Annotated in this window: 13 protein-coding genes and 1 pseudogene; 8 read left to right on the top strand and 6 right to left on the bottom strand. The window is 69.3% G+C overall.

From position 1 onward, the window contains the following. Positions 1–121: 121 nt before the first annotated feature. The 4 genes from ACWD6R_RS26015 to fxsT all read left to right on the top strand — a co-directional run bounded on the left by ACWD6R_RS26015 (position 122) and on the right by fxsT (position 7,651). Positions 122–520 carry an alpha/beta fold hydrolase gene (locus ACWD6R_RS26015; protein ID WP_451820912.1) on the top strand — a complete coding sequence of 133 codons (399 nt, stop codon included), beginning with the start codon at positions 122–124 and terminating at the stop codon, positions 518–520. Between the two features lie 68 nt (positions 521–588). Continuing rightward, positions 589–2,190: a VMAP-C domain-containing protein gene (locus tag ACWD6R_RS26020; protein WP_451820913.1), complete on the top strand. Its 1,602-nt coding sequence runs from the start codon at positions 589–591 to the stop codon at positions 2,188–2,190. Further along, positions 2,187–3,227 (top strand): AAA family ATPase, encoded by a 1,041-nt coding sequence (locus tag ACWD6R_RS26025; protein ID WP_451820914.1) that lies wholly within the window; start codon positions 2,187–2,189, stop codon positions 3,225–3,227. Before ACWD6R_RS26020 ends, ACWD6R_RS26025 begins: the two co-directional genes overlap by 4 nt. A 110-nt stretch (positions 3,228–3,337) precedes the next feature. Further along, on the top strand, positions 3,338–7,651 hold the full coding sequence (fxsT, locus tag ACWD6R_RS26030; RefSeq protein WP_451820915.1) for an FxSxx-COOH system tetratricopeptide repeat protein: 4,314 nt from the start codon (positions 3,338–3,340) through the stop codon (positions 7,649–7,651). On the opposite strand, the gene ACWD6R_RS26035 is transcribed toward fxsT, so the two are convergent. The 3 genes from ACWD6R_RS26035 to ACWD6R_RS26045 form a co-directional block, all read right to left on the bottom strand. Beyond that, positions 7,648–9,537: an HEXXH motif domain-containing protein gene (locus ACWD6R_RS26035; protein ID WP_451820916.1), complete on the bottom strand. Its 1,890-nt coding sequence runs from the start codon at positions 9,535–9,537 to the stop codon at positions 7,648–7,650. The genes fxsT and ACWD6R_RS26035 overlap by 4 nt on opposite strands. 364 nt (positions 9,538–9,901) lie before the next feature. Beyond that, entirely contained in the window at positions 9,902–10,969 is a 1,068-nt protein-coding gene (locus tag ACWD6R_RS26040) for an effector-associated domain 2-containing protein (protein WP_266749895.1), read from the bottom strand. Positions 10,970–10,986: 17 nt separating this feature from the next. Further along, positions 10,987–11,172 carry a hypothetical protein gene (locus tag ACWD6R_RS26045; protein ID WP_451820953.1) on the bottom strand — a complete coding sequence of 62 codons (186 nt, stop codon included), beginning with the start codon at positions 11,170–11,172 and terminating at the stop codon, positions 10,987–10,989. On the opposite strand from ACWD6R_RS26045, the pseudogene ACWD6R_RS26050 reads away from it, so the two are divergent. Next, a pseudogene (locus ACWD6R_RS26050) lies at positions 11,093–12,678 on the top strand (NCS1 family nucleobase:cation symporter-1). The gene ACWD6R_RS26045 and the pseudogene ACWD6R_RS26050 sit on opposite strands and share 80 nt — an antisense overlap. On the opposite strand, the gene ACWD6R_RS26055 reads toward ACWD6R_RS26050, so the two are convergent. Further along, a complete protein-coding gene (locus ACWD6R_RS26055; RefSeq protein ID WP_451820917.1) occupies positions 12,650–12,775 on the bottom strand; it encodes a hypothetical protein in 126 nt (41 codons plus the stop codon). The pseudogene ACWD6R_RS26050 and the gene ACWD6R_RS26055 sit on opposite strands and share 29 nt — an antisense overlap. Positions 12,776–12,951: 176 nt before the next feature. Here ACWD6R_RS26055 and ACWD6R_RS26060 point away from each other — a divergent pair, with 176 nt between their 5' ends. Both ACWD6R_RS26060 and ACWD6R_RS26065 read left to right on the top strand, forming a co-directional pair. Beyond that, complete coding sequence (locus tag ACWD6R_RS26060; protein WP_451820950.1) at positions 12,952–13,305, top strand: hypothetical protein; 354 nt, start codon at positions 12,952–12,954, stop codon at positions 13,303–13,305. A gap of 582 nt (positions 13,306–13,887) precedes the next feature. Beyond that, complete coding sequence (locus ACWD6R_RS26065) at positions 13,888–15,324, top strand: amidase (RefSeq protein ID WP_451820918.1); 1,437 nt, start codon at positions 13,888–13,890, stop codon at positions 15,322–15,324. A gap of 38 nt (positions 15,325–15,362) precedes the next feature. Here the strand turns inward: ACWD6R_RS26065 and ACWD6R_RS26070 are convergent, their stop codons facing one another. After that, positions 15,363–16,145, bottom strand: coding sequence for a class I SAM-dependent methyltransferase (locus ACWD6R_RS26070; RefSeq protein ID WP_451820919.1), 783 nt, complete (start codon positions 16,143–16,145; stop codon positions 15,363–15,365). Then, complete coding sequence (locus ACWD6R_RS26075) at positions 16,142–16,732, bottom strand: hypothetical protein (RefSeq protein WP_451820920.1); 591 nt, start codon at positions 16,730–16,732, stop codon at positions 16,142–16,144. The genes ACWD6R_RS26070 and ACWD6R_RS26075 overlap by 4 nt, the downstream gene beginning before the upstream one ends. 166 nt (positions 16,733–16,898) lie before the next feature. Between ACWD6R_RS26075 and ACWD6R_RS26080 the strand changes: the two genes are divergently transcribed. Then, the gene (locus ACWD6R_RS26080) at positions 16,899–17,519 is read left to right on the top strand and encodes a DUF7134 domain-containing protein (RefSeq protein WP_451820921.1); all 621 of its coding nucleotides are present in this window, start codon (positions 16,899–16,901) and stop codon (positions 17,517–17,519) included. Positions 17,520–17,528 lie beyond the last annotated feature (9 nt).

Below are 17,528 nucleotides of genomic sequence, written 5' to 3' on the forward strand. Positions count from 1 at the left end.
CATCATGCACACGACACTGGAGTGGGACTGAACGATGTCCTTACCCACGAACGAGCGACACCAGATCATTCGGAAAGGGACTTAACGCCCTCTGACACGTGGTCAGGCGGTACGTGGCCACGTGGCCGACACGATTCGGGCCCTTCCCGACCGGGGGCCTGTGGTCCTGCTCGGGCACAGCCTGGGCGGGATCATCGCTTTCGACCTGCTGGCGACCCAGGCCTCGAACCCCGTCGCGGACATGCTGGTGACAGTAGGTTCGCAAGCGCCGCTGCTGTACGAACTGGACGCGCTGCCGTCCCTTCCCTACGGCACCGGACTGCCCGGCGCGTTCCCCCGCTGGCTCAACGTCCACGACCGCCGCGACCTGCTTTCCTACGTCGCAGCCGAGGCCTTCGGAAATGACCCGCGCATCACCGATGTGGCGGTGGACAACCGCCAGCCGGTATCCGCGGCCCACAGCTCCTATTGGGCCAACACGTATCTCTACCGGGTCCTGGCCGATGCACTTCCCGGCTGATCGGGGAGCCCTTACCCTGGGCCCCCACCTCGATTCGAACACACGTCACGGTGCAAGAGAGGACGCGCGTGGCCACGGGAGGATTCGATGCCGTACAACACCGGGTCCTGCGTGCGGTGATCAAAGCGCTGGAGGACCCGGCGGGGCGGCTCATCAACGACAGCAGCCGGGACCTGTGGCGTCAGATGATCCACCAGCATATTCCTGGCCTGACGCCTGTGAGCTTCACCGTGACGCATCAGGAATTCGTCAGCATCGTGTACAGCTGCGCCACGTTGGACGACGGCATGGACCTCCTGGTGGAGGCCACGTGCCTGGTCACGCCCGCGCTGGAGCCGGCGCTGCTCCTCCTGCTGTCGCAGTGGAAGGCGCGGCTGGCGTTCCCGGGTCCCGACTGGGAGCCACTGCGCCGCGTGCTGGATGTTCCGGTGGCCGATTTCGGCGCCCTGGTGGACCGGGCCACCGACGGTCTGGCACGCCTGCCCGAGAACTGCGCCACGCCCTGGGAGGCATTTCTCCATCTCGCCGACCACAACGGGCGCCCCGGCGAGCTGATGCCCGCCATGGCCTTCCTGGAACATCTGTCACTCTGTCCCGAAGTGGCGTCGGGAGTAGGCGAGTTACGTACGTGGAACGACCACTTCGCCGAGCTGTGGAACATGCCGGCGCCGCTGGCCGAACTGCGGGCCGACCTCAGGGACGGCGCCGACCCCCGGATCGCCGGTTCCCCTGACGTCCCGCACGCCGGTCGCGGTGGCCCGGCCAGGCCGCTGATCAGGATCTACGTCAAGGTGGAGCCGGACCGTACGCCCCACAGCGGAGCGGGCAGGCGGCGGATGGGCAGGGCGCAGCGCTACTACGTCTCCGCCTGTGTCAGATATCCGGATTCGAACGCACTCCAACGAGATCCTCACACCGAGCCGCTGGAATCAGTGACCAGATCTCAACTACCCTACGAAATAGCCAAGTTACTCACTCACATGACACAGTTGCGCCACTCCCGCGCGGACAACGCCGCCTTGGAGATCTTTCTTCCGGCGGAGCTGCTCACCGAGCCCGTGGAGTGGTGGGACCGTGATCCCTCGCTGGGCTTTCCCAACGCTCTGCTGAGCCGATACCGGGAGATCATGCTGCACAGCCTGGAGCGCGTACAGCGTCCCACCTTCCACAACGCGTGGCGCGCCCGCTGGGCGCACTGGCGGACCGGCGACGGCCAGGGCCAGATGTACGAATGCGCTCCCGAGGGGCTGACGGACGCCGAGCACCTGGCCCTGCTGGACGCGAAGATCGGGCGGGACGACGACGTGGTCGGCATGGTGCTCAGCAGGCCGCCGCACCGCGAGAGCGAATTGGGCCTGCGCGAGCTGAGTCTCGCCCTGGACCTCGGAGTGCCCATAGTCGTCTACCACCGGGCGGATCCCGCGTCAGCGGTGTTCCGGAGCATTATTCGTGAAAGCTTGGCCAATGAGGGGCTGGCACACCTTCCCGAAAGTGCGCAACAGTGGAAGTCCGACGTTGCCGTCCGTGCCACGGTCGCAGACGAGTCAAGTGCTGTACGGGAGCGAGATGTTGACGCGATCCGTTCGATGGGCATGATCTGGGACGACCCCGAGCATCTTCTTGAGGGCGGGCAGAACGCTCCCGCCACCTTTGTAGGGGGGACCGAGTGAACGCGGCGGACAACGACGGCCGGCTCTACCGGGGCACCGGAGACCCATTACCGGACGAGGCGTACGAGAAACGCACCTGGCCCAAGGGGCCGCCCTGGCGCACCTTCCGCAGCACGGCGACCATGCCTCAGCCACCGGACGACGACGAGGCCGACCGCCGGCTCGGCCCGCCCGGGCGTCGGCGCGTCCCTCGCGCCGAGGAGCTTCGCCTGGTCAACGCCGCGCTCCTGCTCCGCAGGCCCCTGTTGGTCACCGGACGGCCAGGAGTGGGAAAATCGGGCCTCGCCTACCGGATCGCCCGGGAGCTGCGGCTCGGACGTGTGTTGCACTGGCCCGTCACCAGCCGGACGACGCTGACCTCCGGTCTGTACGAGTACGACGCCATCGGACGCGCGCAGGCCACCCAGGACGCCGCCGAAAGCACCGGACGGCCCAGCATCGGCAACTACGTCCAGTTGGGGCCGCTGGGCACGGGAATGCTCCCCTACCGGCTCCCGCGAGTGGTCCTCATCGACGAGATCGACAAGTGCGACGCCGATCTGCCCAATGACCTTCTGACCCTGTTCGAGGACGCCTGGTTCGAAGTACCACCCCTCGTACGGGTGAAGCAGACGGAAGCAACGACCATCGTCCATACGGCTGATCCCGGCCACAGCGCGGTGGTCGAAAACGGAGTGGTCAGGGCTCACGTCTTCCCCGTCGTCGTCATGACCTCGAATGGTGAACGTGAGTTCCCCGAAGCGTTTATGCGGCGCTGTTTGCGGCTCAACATTCCGGACCCCGACGCGGAGACATTGGGAGACCTCGTCTCCGGACATTTCGGAGAACTCCTCGGCGACAGCCAGGACGCGCTGATCCGTGATTTTCTCCGACGGAGCTCCCGGATGGGCGGGCTGGCCGCCGATCAGCTGCTGAATGCCGCGCATTTGGCGACATCGGGCCTCTACCAGCAGGACGGAAGCGACGCCAACGAGTGGCAATCGGTCCTCGCCGCTATTTGGCACCCGCTGGGCGGTGAAGGGGCGGATTCGGGGTGACCGGGGAATCTTCGAGGGCCGGAGGCACTGGTGCGCAGCACCGCCGCGACGGCCCGATGAGCCCGCCTGACGGCGGACCGCTGCCTCTCACCGGTCTGTACCCATGGGAAGTGGCCGACTCGCTATGGCTGGCGGCGAACCATCCTGGGCTGGCCACCGACGAGGACCTGGCGGACACCGGTCGTGAGGACGCCGAGCCATCGGAGCCTGCCCCCGCGCAGCAGGACGACGACCGGGTGACTGAGCCGGAGCAGCCGGATCGGGACGAGGAGCCGCAGCCGGAACAGCAGCGGCCTCCGGGGCCCGAACCGCTGCCGCGTTCCGCACGGGACGACGGACCGCCACCCGTCGCCGGGCCGGGTACGAGGGACACCCTCGCGCCGACGGCCGAACTGCCCGCGGCCTCGCAGCTGCGGACCGCCGTCGGCCCCGGCAGAGGTGACCGCCCCCCGCGCGACCGTCTGAGCCTCGGTCGTGCGCTGCGTCCGCTGCGCTCCTTCGTCGCCTCCGCCCACTCCGACGTCCTGGACGAGTCGGCGACGGCGGAACGGATCGCAGTCGCCCCGCATCTGCCACCGGTGCTCACGCCCGAGCCGGAGCGGCAACGGAGCGCGGTCCTGGTGGTCGACAGTGCCCCGCACATGACCATGTGGCGGCCGGCAGTGAAGCACTTCCGGACGATGCTGAGCCGGTACGGCGGGATGCGCGACGTGAAGATGATGACGCTCGACACCGCTGATGCCGCGCGTGCGCTGCTGCGCGGCCACGGGCAGGCGTCGCACCCGCAGCCGCCGCGCGGCCTCGTCGACCCGACGGCGCGGCAGATCGTTTTCCTGGTGACGGACGGGGTCGCGCCCGCCTGGCGTTCCGGGGCTGCGCAGCGACTGGCCGCTCTCTGGGGGAAGTTCCAGCCCGTGGTGGTGCTCCAGCTGCTGCCACAGCGCCTGTGGTCCAGCACGGGACTCTTTCCGGTACGGGTGAGACTCCGTGCCCAAGGGCCCTGGTCGGCCAATGCGCAGGTGCACTGGGAGCCCGCCGAGCCGCTTGCCGCGTCGCTCCCGCGCGATCCCTTCGATCAGGTCGTCCTCGTCCCGGTGCTGGAACTGGGCGCCGAGTGGCTCGGTCCGTGGGCCCGGTTCGTCGCGGGAACCACGCCGCGCTGGGCGGATATGGCGGCGATCCTCACCAGTACCCGGCCGCTGCCGTCTCCCGCGCCGTCACCCGTTCAGGGGCTGACCGCCGCCGAATTGGTTGCGCGGTTCCGCACCAGGGCTTCGGCGGAGGCGTTCGCGCTGGCCACGCGCCTGGCTGCGGTACAGCTGGACCTGGAAACCATGTCCGAGGTGAAGCGGCAGGTCATGCCGCGCGCCTCGCGAGCGCATCTGGCGGAGCTGCTGATCAGCCCATTGGTCGATCCGCTGCCCGGGTGTGACGGAGAATCCTACGTATTCGTTGACGGTGCCCGCGAGGAATTACTCGCTGCAGGCAGCAGAACGGCCACTGCAAGAGCACTGAAAAAGGCGGCAGAGTTTTTGGCCCCGCGTAATGAAGCGGCGCGTGAGTTCCTCGGCTACTTACATGGTTCCAAAGAATCGCCGCATCGTGAGGAAGCGCTCACGACAGTCGAGTCGACCACGGAGAACCTTCGCTTCCGGCAGGCCGAACATGCGGCGCTGCAGGCGATTTCCGGAAACCATCTCCACCGCGCCCGGCGTCTTGGCGAGCACATCGGGGCCGGCCCGCCGACCGCTGCGAACACGCCCGGATCCGAGGCCCGGCGCAACGCTTCGCGGCCTTCTCCCGATGAGACACTCCCCGGCGACACCGACAGTACGATCCCCACCCCTGGAGGCACACAAGTGAGTACGGTCCGCCCCTCGGTAGAGAGCCCGGCCCCGGCACCCCCGGCCGGAGGCGGTGCGCGACTGCCCATGCCCGCCGTCTGGGGCAACATGCCGCCGAGGAACCTCGTATTCACCGGACGCGAAGAATTGCTGATCAACCTGGAACGCGGTCTGCAGGACGGCCCGACCGCGGTGCTCCCGCATGCACTGCACGGAATGGGCGGTGTCGGGAAGTCGCAACTCGCACTCGAATACGTATACCGGCACGCGGCCGAATACGAAGTGGTCTGCTGGATCCCGGCAGAACGGCCCACACAAATTCAGCAGGCGTTTGTCGAACTGGCCCGGCGACTCCACCTTCCGGTGAGCAGTGAGGCGATTACCGCAGTGCCGGCCGTCCTGGAGGCGCTGCGCATCGGAAACCCGTACGGTAAATGGCTTCTGGTGTTCGATAATGCCGAAAGTCCGGCAGCGGTGCAGGAATACTTCCCGAGCGCGCCTGCGGGCGGACCGGTAGGCTCCGTAATCGTGACATCGCGTAATCCCCAGTGGAACACCTTGGCCCACCCGTTGGAAGTCGATGTGTTCGAGCGGGAAGAAAGCATCCAGCTGCTCCGGCGGCGCAACCCCGATCTGTCCACCGAGGAGGCGGACATGCTCGCCGAGGTCCTCGGCGACCTGCCGCTCGCGGTGGAGCAGGCATCGGCGTGGCGGGCCGAGACCGGCATGCCTCCGGCCGAATATCTGAGGGTGTTCGAAGAAAAGAGCGCTGAGCTGATGGCGGTGTCCCCGCCGACTCAGTACGAGAAGACCGTCGCCACCGCGTGGAACGTCTCCCTCGACCACGTCGAAGGGAAGAACGCCGGGGCCATCCAACTCCTGGAACTCTGCGCCTATTTCGCGCCGGAACCAGTCTCCAGGCAGTTCTTCACCAACGCGGTTTCCGAGCCGATCGCCCCGGAGCTGGACCGGATCTTCACCGACCCGATCCGGCTCAGCCGGGCCATCCGCGAGATCAGCCGCTACTCCCTGGCGAAGATCGACCACCGCACCAACTCGATCCAGATGCACCGGCTGGTCCAGGCGGTGCTCGAAGCGCGCATGGCGGAGGAGCAACGCCGTACATTCCGGCACGGAGCGCACTTGCTCCTCGCGGCGAACGCCCCCAGCGACCCGCGTGCCCCGCAGAACTGGACGCGTTTCGGTGAGCTCTACCCGCATGTCATCGCCTCCCAGGCGTCGCTTTCGCCCAACCGCAATGTGCGCCAGATGGTCTACAACGTCGCGGAATACCTCTTCTACTGGGGCGATCACGAGGCGGCGTTGGACTTCTCCAGCGAGACGTACGAGAACTGGTGCCGGCTCTTCGGCGAGGACGACCAGCAGACGTTGATCCTGGGTCGGCATGTGCGTTACATCATGTGGACGATGGGCCGCTATCCGCAGGCCGCGGCCCTGGGGGAGCGCATGCTCGCCACGCTGGAGGAGGCCGGCCCGGATCTCGAGGAGGAGTACCTGCGCGTCAAGGGCCAGGTGTCCGGTGACCGCAGAGCGCGCGGGGACTACCGAGGCGCGCTGGAGTTCGACGAGGAGGTCTACGCGCGGGCCGTCAGGTCGTACGGCGACGAGGACCCCGAGACCTTGCTCCATGCCCACAACCTCGCGGTGACCCGGCGCGGCAACGGCCTCTTCCGCGAAGCGCGGGACCTGGACGAGGCCAGCTGGCGCACCAAGGTGCAGATGTTCGGCGCGGACGCGCCCACCACTCTCAACTCGGAGGTCTCACTCACCCTGGACAAGCAGGAACTCGGGGAGTACGCAGCGTCGGAGAAGGCCTGCGAGGACGCGGTCGACACTTTCCGCGGTACGTTCGGCGACCTCCACCCGTCCGCACTGCGGGCGGTGGCGAGGCTCGGGGTGGCGCAGCGCAAGGCGGGCCATCACGAGGCTGCGCAGGCCAGCACGGAGATGGCCCGGACCGCGCTCATCGACCGGTACGGCGAGCGCAGCCCCGACGGCCTGCAGGCTTCGCTCAACCTCTCCATCGACCTGCGGCAGAACGGGAAGTTCCCGGAGGCGCTGAAGCTGGGGGAGCGAACCCGGGCGTTGTACGCGGAGGTATTCGGCAAGGACCATCCGCACACCGTCGCGGCCGATGCCAATCTCGCTGTCACGCTGCGGCTGCTCGACCGGGTGGACGAGGCGCGGAAGCTGAACGAGTCGGCACTGACCCGTTTCCGGGCACCGCTCGGCGACGCACACCCGCACACATTGATCTGCGCGATCAACCTGGCCAACGATCTCTTCGCCCAGGGAGATGCTGCCGCGGCTCTGGAACTCGACCGGAAGACGACGGCAGCGCTGATCGAGAAGTTCGGCGAATCCCACCCCACTGTGCTTGTGCTGCGTGGCAATACCGCGTCGGACCTGAGGGCGCTGGGCCGTACCGGGGAGGCGGAGGAACTGCACCGGAATGCTGTGGACGCGATCAACGAGCAGTTGGGACCGGATCACCGGGCCAGTACTGACACGCTTGCCTGGCGCCGGGCCAATTGCGACGTCGACCCCATGCCGATCTAACAGATGCCGGGCGGACCGGCATCGCCCTGGCCGAGCCAACTGGCCAGGACGATCGGGTCCGGCGTCCGCTGTGACATCCGCCGGGCGGCACCGTGAACGCCAGCGACCATTTCAGGCACCGCCGTCAGGGCCTTGACGGCCTCCGGAGCACGGCCGGCGTCCGCCAGGGCCAGCCCCAGACCCGTCCATGCGCCAGGGTCGGCGGATGCGCTCTGGATATCCTGTGAGTAGAGGCGCCGCGCAGCGGCGAACTCGGCGCAGGCCCAGAGGACATCGGCCGACCCGGCCCCGGCGACCCCGGGCACGTGGTCACCCTGGCTGCCGCGCATTTTGTCGAGTGCCGCCGGGTCGGCGAGGCCGACGCGCACCAGCATGGCGCGGGCGTCGAGGTGCCGCGCCCCGGATTCCCGGATCTCCGGGTGCGGGCGAGGTGGCAGCGCGGGCGGTTGCTTCCGGCCCGCACACCAGGCGGCCGCCAGTCGCCCCACGTCGTCCGGATGAGGCCGCACATGGGCCAGCCTCCACGTCGCCCGGTGATCGGCGGCCATCCGGCGGGCCATCGTCACCTCGGGGCCTTCACCGGTCCGGTCGTGCAGCCGGACGACGGCCCCGAGCAGGTCCTGTAGGGCGTCACGTCCCAGCGCGGTCAGCGCGGGGTCGGTGGCCAGGTCCGGCAAGACGTCGGCCAGCTGGCCGAGCCACAGGGCACTTTCGAAGCGGGCGAGGCTGCTGACGTGTCCGGTGAGCTGCACGGCGCAAGCACTCCAGAACCGCGCTACCGCTGTGAAGGCGTAGGCGCCCTGCAGCATTCCCCCGAGCGGTCGGGGGTCATCGCGCCAGGGAGCGTAGTACAGCCGCTGCGCCGCGGCCGGGGGCGCGGGCTCGTGGAGCGGGTACAGGTGCATCAGCGCGCTGAGCTTGCTGTGCTGGAGTTCGTGCACCAGCGTGGCCGCGCAGAGGGGCGCCGTATCCGGCATGGACGATGCCAGTCCGCCGACGCCGTGCCCGCTGCTGACGCTGCGTACCCGGAACCGCTCGTGGGCCGGCATCGGCTGGAGGGAGCGCAGCAACCCGGCGGCCGCGTCGGCCGTCGGCGGATCCATGGTGGTCAACAGCCCGTACGCGTCTTGCAGCAGTCTGCTCCAGGAGTCGTACGCGCTCTGCGTCAACCGCTTGGCTGCACCGTCCGGCAGCGGGGCGAGCCGGTGGTGGCCGAGGTCGTCCAGCGTGATCCGGCGGGAAGCGCCTGCGCCGAGAGCCGGCCGACGCTGGGGCAGCCAGCCACGCGCCGGGTGCTCCGGGCCGGAGGGCAGACGCAGATAGCCGTATGCGCCGATGAGGGTGAGCCGGCCGCACACCGATCGGACCTCTGCCACGGTCCAGGTGTTCCGCTGCCGGTGCGCCGAGGGCAGCCGCGCCAGTCCCATCGTGGGCAGCCAGACCCTCTCCTGGAGGGCAGGGACGGGAAAGCTGAAGGTGAGGCCCGCCCGTGCCGCGGCCACGGCGGCCAGGGTGTGCAGATGTCCTGCCTCTGCCCACAAAGGGGTCTCGGCACGGTCGGCGGAGCGCAGCCGGGTCAACAGCCGGGTCAGCCACAGCCCGGTTTCCGGAAGGAGGAGCAATTCCTCCACCGCTGCCGGATTCTGGCGCTGTGCCGCGGCGAGTAGGTCCCAGGCCCGCTGGGCGGCAGGGAGCCGGCCGGTCACCCCGGCCAGAGGGCTGAGAGCATCCATCAGCAGATCGAACAACAGCAGGCGGTGGCTGTACTCGGCTCGCGAAAGCGCAGCGAGCGTGGCGGGACTGCCGTCGCCGCGCGCGAGTTCACGGAATTGCTGGGGTGTCAGTGAATGCCGCGACTCCGCTTCGTGCAGTGAGTCAGGGCGCATACGCTCCCTCTGCCTTGGCACCGGATCGGGACGGACCGGGGATGTCAGGCGGTCCAGCTGTTCTCTCCGCCGGGGGACAGGCTTCTGGCCGACCGCCCGACTTCCTCCAGCAGCCGCTTCTTGGCGGCCGCTCTGTCGTCGTTCGATCGAGCGCGCAACGCCTCCAGGGACGTACCAGTGAGATCAGGCAGATCCGATATGGCGGCGCTTTTCGGCTTTACCACTGCCGTGAGACCTCCCCCGAGTCAGTGCGATGCGATGTTCGACCCACACTTACATGATGTCCTATGCATGCGCTGCTGGAAACATGCTCAACCGGTCAGCCTGCGCCATCACAGGCTTGAAATGGCTGAATCACGAAGCGTCAATTCGCGTCGAGATGAGGCGGAGTAAACCACTCCGGATAACTCCGGAAGACCTCCAGGAGATCATCGAGCGCAGTCGTACCAGGATCAACCAGGGACACCGCCGACCACAAGTGCGTCAATCCGTCACCAAATGTCAGACAGGTTTCGACGAGATCCAGGATCTCCAGGAGCATTACCCCTGATCTGGCGACACTTCCCGCTATCTCATCAGGAAGCAAGCCAATGACCTGGCTACGCGACTCCGGCTGCCGCATCACCCCCACCGCGGCCAGTGCGTCGCGCAGACGACGTTTGTCGGACAGATCGAGTCTCCGCCCCGGAATCTTCCGCCTCACGGCGGTCCGCCCGGCCTCCCCGTCCCCTTCGAACCAGAGAGAGGTGGTAGTCCCGAACCGGCTGCGCAGCGCTTCGGCCAGTGGCCGGGGAGACCGCCGCCAGTCGGGGTGCTCGCGCAGCATCCGCAGAGCCTCGGCACTGAACACACCTGAGCGCATTCCATTGCGCGTCGCCTCACCGGGACCACAGGCGAACAGCACGTACTGATCGGCCTGCTGACGTGGAGTCGAACGCGGTATGGGGTCGGGCCGCAGGGCCCCAGCCGTCGTCGCCGGGTCAGCGTACGTCTGGCAGGCGTCGAACAGCCAGAGCTGGCGCGGATGTCCCGGTGCGCCGTCCGACCGGTACATAGCAAGCACCGCCTCGACGTCCAGACCACGCAGATCCCGGTGGACCGCATCCGCAAAAAGCAGTCGGCGGCTGCGATCGGCGTCGATGAGGCCATGCCCGGACCAGGCGACGAACAGCCAGTCAGTCCTCTCGTCCGCCAGCTCCCGGGTCAGCACCTGGTGCACGGTGTTCCGGTCGGCCGGGCGGTACGGCAGACCGAAGCCGTCGGCGAGTTCGCGGTTGCGCTCGAGTGGAGAGAGCAACAGGGTCAGCGACTCGTCCCTCACTCCGAGCTCCCGCAGCCAGCGCGCGTACCCCAGCGCGTCGTGCACCGGCCCGTCGAGGTTCCAGACCGACCCCGCCTCGTAAGACTCCACCCCGACCACGAGCGCCCGCATCCACATCTCCCGTCGCCTTACCCACAGCCATTGTGGGCCAACAGCAGGCCCCGGGGCGGCAGTCGGGACTCGTCCGCGCAGTACGCGTCCCGCACCGGGAGCTCGCCCGCCGTGAGGAAGGTGGTGACCCCGTGGCCGCCGCAGGCGTTGCCGTCGCCGAGGTCGTCATCCAGCCGAGGCCGCTCGATCGACGTCCGGGGCACGGCGGCTCCACGAAGTCCCACTCGGCATCGGTCAGTTCATGGCGGCGTATCACCCGACCGTGATCCACCAGCCGAGATTACATTGACGACAGACTCCAGCGGTGGTCGGGTGGCGGACTCAGTCCTGTGGGTCGGGATGGCCCCACAACATCCCGTCGTGGCTGCTCGCCTCCGGTCTTGTCGCCCTCGGCATGGACTGGAAGCAGGCCGTCTTCACCATCGCGCTGGCCAACTTGATCGTGCTCGGCCCGATGCTGCTAACCGGCCACGCCGGACCCAAGTACGGCATCCCGTTCCCCGTGCTGGCCCGCGCCTCCTTCGGTCTGCGCGGGGCCAACCTGCCCGTGCTGATCCGGGCCGCGGTGGCCTGCGCCTGGTTCGGCATCCAGACCTGGATCGGCGGCGTCGGTATCTTCACGCTGCTCGGGAAGATTTTCGGTGGCTGGGCGGACGCCTCCGAGATCGGCGGGCAGCCCTGGACGCTCTGGCTCTGCTTCGCCCTCTTCTGGGCGGTTGAACTCGCCATCATCTACCGGGGGATGGACACTCTGCGGCGGTTCGAGAACTGGGCGGCGCCCTTCGTCATCGTCGGCGCCCTGGTGCTGCTGGTCTGGGTCGCCGTCAAGGCCGGCGGCTTCGGCCCGCTGCTCGACCAGCCCTCGAAGCTCGGCTGGGGCGCGGACTTCTGGCCGGTCTTCTTCCCCTCCCTGATGGGCATGATCGCCTTCTGGGCCACGCTCTCCCTGAACATCCCCGACTTCACCCGCTTCGGCGCCGGTCAGCGCGCCCAGATCTGGGGCAAGAAGCTGGGCCTGCCGACCACGATGACGCTCTTCGCGCTCCTCTCGGTCCTGGTCACCTCCGGCTCACAGGCCGTGTACGGAAAGGCGATCTGGGACCCGGTCGAGCTCGTCGCCAGGACCGACAACGTCTTCGGACTGCTCTACGCCCTGGTGACCGTGCTGATCGCGACGATCTCCGTGAACATCGCGGCGAATGTGGTGTCGCCCGCGTACGACCTGGCCAACCTCGCACCCAAACTCATCAACTTCCGTACGGGCGCGCTGACCACAGGTGTCGTCGGTGTGCTGATCATGCCGTGGAAGCTCACCGAGACCCCGGAGCTGTACATCTTCACCTGGCTCGGCCTGGTCGGCGGTCTGCTCGGTACGGTGGCCGGCATCCTGATCGCCGACCACTGGATCGTCCGGCGCACCGTCCTCGACCTGGCCGACCTCTACCGCCCCGACGGCCGCTACTGGTACAAGGACGCTGGAACTGGCGCGCCGTCGGTGCCTTCGCGGTCGGCGGCGTTCTGGCCATCGGCGGTTCCCATTCCGCTCCCAGCAAGGGCCGTTCCCGGAGGACGGCCTGATCCCGTTCCTGAAGCCGCTCGCGGACTATGGCTGGGCGGTCGGTCTGGCCTCCTCACTGCTGTTGTACGTGCTGCTCAGTGGCCGGTCGGGGGTCACAGCGGCTACTGGGAACGGCTCAGCGGCGCGCTGATGTCGAGCGTCTCGGCCGGCGGCGGCGTGGCCGGCACCGGCTTGTCGAACGCGGAGAAGCTCACGGTCGCGTTCGCCTTCGGCGAGTCGCTCCGCACGTCGATCCTCAGCGGATACGGCTTGCCCGTGGCCGCGACGCACGTCGTCGGCGCCCGGGCCGGAACGGCCGCCCACCTGCGTACACAGGGTGAGGCCCAGCCCTGTTTTCTGTCACGGACGGTGGGGGACGGTGTCGGGGCACCGAGTCCGTCACCAGGAAGAGGAAATGCGAACGATGAAGCTGTGCATGGGGAGTCTGTCCGGGGCCGTGCTGCGGGGCGCCGTTGTCGCAGGAATGACCGCGGCGCTCGCGGCACCCGCGACGGCTGCCACCGCCGTGACCCCCATGGCGACGCCGCCCGGCCTGTCCTGCGACACGGGAAAGCACGAGATCGACGACCACACGGGATACGCGCTGTGCCGGAACGACGGCACCACGGCGCAGACCTTCTGGGTGCACCTGGTCTGCGGCTGGTCGCCGGACGTGGACGGTGAACACGTCACCCTCAACCCCGGCCAGTCCGGCCAGTCCACCGCACACTGCGCGGGCATCGGCACCGGGATCGGCGAGATCAGCGTCCGGCCGTAGGGCAGCCCGCCGGAGCGGGCGTGTGTGAGCGCGGTGGTGAGTCGACAGTCCTCGGCCGACCGGGTCCGTTACCGCGCGGCTGTCCGTATCCGCCATTTGCGGTTTGTCCGCGTTCCATGGGGAAACCTCGATTTTCACCCGTATGACGGGGAAGTCCGCCGCCCGCAGTTCGGCCGAACGGAGCAGAGCGGCGGCCCGCCGCTCGGTGAGGGTGCCGTGCCCGGTCTCGGTCAGCATGGGCTGGTCGGGCATGGAACCGCGGTCCAGGACGATGCGGGCGAGCTTCAGTCCGATCCGGCCCGCCCAGTGTTCCAGGCGCGCACTCGCATCCAAGCGCCGGCCGCGGTGTCGAGGCGCACCGTCAGATGCGTCTCGAACTCTCCCGCGAACTCTGCTCCCACAGGCCCCACCCCAGCCGTTCGGTCTGTCCACTCCTGCCGGAGAAACCAGCAAGCGGTACGGACACTCCCCGTTGAACGGTTGAGTGGACCGGCCGCTACTCGTTACCCTCCAGTAAGTTCGCTTGGGCGGACAGATTCGGAAGGCGCGGGCACGCGTCGAAATCCGGGAGGCAGGCAGGCCATGTCCTCAGCAGAGTTCACCGAGTCGACCGGACTGGCGGACAGCGCACGCGAGCTGGCCGACGGCCGGACCACCTCGATCCAGCAGGTGTCCGCCGCCCTCGAACGCATCGAAGCGAGCCAGAGCACTCTCAACGCCTTCCGGCACCTCCGTGCCACTGAAGCGCTCGCCGAGGCCGCCGAAGCCGACCGGCGCCTTGCCGTGGGGGAGCGGCTGCCCCTGCTCGGGGTGCCGGTCGCCGTCAAGGACGACACCGATGTCGCCGGAATGCCCACCTACTTCGGCTGCCGCGGCGACCTGCCCGCGGCCACCGCCGACAGCGAGGCCGTCCGCCGGCTCCGCGCCGCCGGGGCCGTGATCGTCGGGAAGACCAACTCCTGCGAGCTCGGACAGTGGCCCTTCACCGAAGGACCCGCCTTCGGTGCCACCCGTAACCCCTGGAACACCGACCACACCCCCGGCGGCTCGTCCGGCGGTTCCGCCGCGGCCGTAGCCGCCGGGCTGGTGCCCGCCGCCCTTGGCTCGGACGGCGCCGGGTCCGTCCGTATCCCCGCCGCCTGGACCCATCTCGTCGGCATCAAACCGCAGCGCGGCCGGATCTCGGTCCACCCGCACCACGACGCCTTCCAGGGCCTCACCGTCAACGGTCCGCTGGCCCGCACCGTCGCTGACGCCGCCCTGCTGCTCGACGCGGCCGCCGGACCGCACCCCGACGACCTGCACCGGCCACCGCCCGTCGCGGCCTCGGCCGCCGCCGGCCGCGACCCCGGCAGACTGCGGATCGCCCTCGCGTGGCAGCCCCCGTTCACTCTCACCGGTACCGCCCCCCACCCCGACGTACGAAGGGCTGTCACCGTACTCGCCGAGGCGCTCGCCCGGCTCGGCCATCAGGTCGAGGAGGCCAGGCCCCGTTACGGGCTGATCGGTCTCGGCTTCGTCCCCCGTGCCACGGCCGGGATCGCCGAACTTGCCGCGCTCCACCCCGAACCCGCCCTCCTCGACCCGCGCACCCGTAGCGCCCTGCGCACCGGCACCCGGCTCGGGGGACAGGTGGTGCGGGCGGCCCGGGCCCGGGAGGTGCGCCAGCAGCGCAGGATCGGTGCGCTCTTCCACGCGCCCCGGGTGGGAGCCCGGTTCGACGTACTGCTCACCCCGACGACGGCAGCGCCCCCACCCCGGATCGGCACATTCGACGGCCTGAGCGCCTGGCGCACCGATGTGGCGATCACCGAGGCGTGTCCGTACGCCTGGCCGTGGAATGTGCTGGGCTGGCCGGGCATCAATGTCCCGGCCGGGTTCACCCACGACGGGCTCCCCATCGGCGCTCAGCTGCTCGGCCCCTCCCGCAGTGAGGAGCTGCTGATCTCCCTCGCCGCCCAGCTGGAGGCCGATCAGCGCTGGTACGAGCACCGGCCGCCTGCCCCCGCGGGCTTCTGACGCACCGCCGGTCAGAGCGGGCGGCGGGCGTCGACCACTCACACCCCCGCCCGCAGCAGCACGCCCTCCGCTGCCTCGTACGGCAGCAGGCTGTCCGTCATCGAGGCCCGGGTGGTGTCGGAGACGGTGAGACCCGGCGTACGGGAGACGAAGAAGTCCACCGCGTCCGCCGCGTCCCGCCCCCAGCAGGTCGTGGCCGTCACGGGGGCGATGCCGATCTCCTCGAAGCCCGCCGCGCCCAGCACCTTCCGGACATGCTCCGGGTCCGAGAGCGAGGCCATGGCCTCCGCGACGGCGTTCTCCACCGGGTGCTCCTGTCCCAGCAGCGAAGCCAGCAGCCCGAGCGCCTTGCGCTCCTCGCCGTCCGGCGACGGGGGCTGCGGGCAGATGAACGCCAGCCGGCCGCCGGGGCGAAGGGCGCGCGCGATATTGGTGAACGCCGCGATGTGGTCGGCGAAGAACATGACGCCGCCCCGGCTGATCGCCACGTCATAGCCGCCGGGCTCGAACGGATGGACCTGTGCGTCCCCCAACTCGTAAGAGACGGAGGGGAATTCTCCAGGGTTGGTGAGAGCCCTGGCGCGTTCGACGAGCGGCACGGAGACGTCGACGCCGGTGACCCGGCCCCGCGGGGCGCGCCGGGCGGCGATCCGGGTCGAGGGCCCGCTGCCGCAGCCGATGTCGACGACCCGGTCCTCCGCGCCGATCGCCGCGGCGTCGAACAGCGGCTCGTCGAAGCGGGCCAGCATGGCGTTGTAGCGGTCGGGATGGTCGGCCCAGTGCAGGCCGATCGGTCCGTTCCACGCGTCGGACACAGTCATGCGTGCTCCTCGGTCCTAGCGGTCAGGGTTGCCTCGATGCGCTCGACGGCGCAGATCGCGCCGAACGCGATCAGATGAACCAGGCAGTGATCGGTGAACGGCGGCGCCAGCCAGGCCGCCACGTCCTCGTCCGTGATCCGGTACGGGGCACGCGCCGCGAGCAGCGCGAGCCGTGCGCCCGGCCGCTCCGCCCGGTCCGGCAGTTCCTCGCCGTGCAGGGGGAGCGGGGCGACACCGTCCCAGGCCGCCACCGACGCCCGTACCAGCGCCGCGTCGTCGTCGCTGAGCAGCCCCGCGCCCAGGTGCGCCGCCGCTCGCAGCGCGCCGAACGCGGTGCCGATCGGGGTGTCCGCCGCCCACTCGGCCGCCACCACCTCCTTTCCGGTGCGCGACGCCTGACCGGCCAGCAGGGACTCCCGCATGACGGCCCAGGTGCCGGCCAGCAGGGGCGGTGCGGCGGACAGGACGACAAAGGTCGTGGCGCGGTCGATGCCGAAGTCGGTGGCCAGCTGTGCGTACACATCGGCGACCACTCCGGTCGCCGACTTCGGCGGTTCGGGTGAGGTGTATCGAAAGGGTCCGGTCATGGAGACGATGCTCACCCGTCGAACGGTGCCCGGTCGTCGTACAGCCGAAGGCAGTCGAGGATGGTCCCGGCCGACCAGCGGTGGCCGCGACTACTGCCCCGGGAGTAGCGCGGAGTCCGTCCCGCAGGATGATGACCACGCTTGCAGCGGAGTTAGGGTGCGGCTCATGCAGGGGGACATCGACCGGCGGACTCACCTGCTGGACATCGCACTCGCCGTCGCGATCGGCGCGGCGGTCCTCGCCGCGGCCTACGCCGCCTCGGGGCCGGACGCACTCGACCTGCTGCTCGTCGCAGTCGGCACCCTGGCACTCGCCGGGCACCGGCGGGCGCCGCGCGCCGTGCTCGCCGTCACCACCGTCTCCATGCTGGGGTACGTCGTGCACGCCCACCCCGGAAGCTGGGCGGCGTTCCCCGTGCTGGCCGCCGTGCATGCGGCGGCACGCAATGGACACCGCGTGGGGGGCATCGCCGCGGGCGTTCTCTTCCTCGCCGGGTACTTCACGGTCCTGATCGTCGCCGCACCCAGCGCACAGGACACCGTCGAGCGGACCCTGCTGCTGCTCGGCTGGTTCCTCTGCGCCGGGGTCACCGGACTCATCGACAAGAACTGGCAGGCGCCCCGGCGGGCACCCGCCTGCATCCTCGCTTCGAACCGGTCGATCGCCTCGAACGCCCGTGACATGCCCTCCCCTCCATCTGGACCCACCGGCAGCAGTGCCGGACGAGGTCAGGCCGGCGCAGGAGAAGGGCTGTCACAATGCGCGATTGGCGAATGCCCCCGATAGCCGCGACCT

This window comes from Streptomyces sp. NPDC005151, assembly GCF_053599875.1.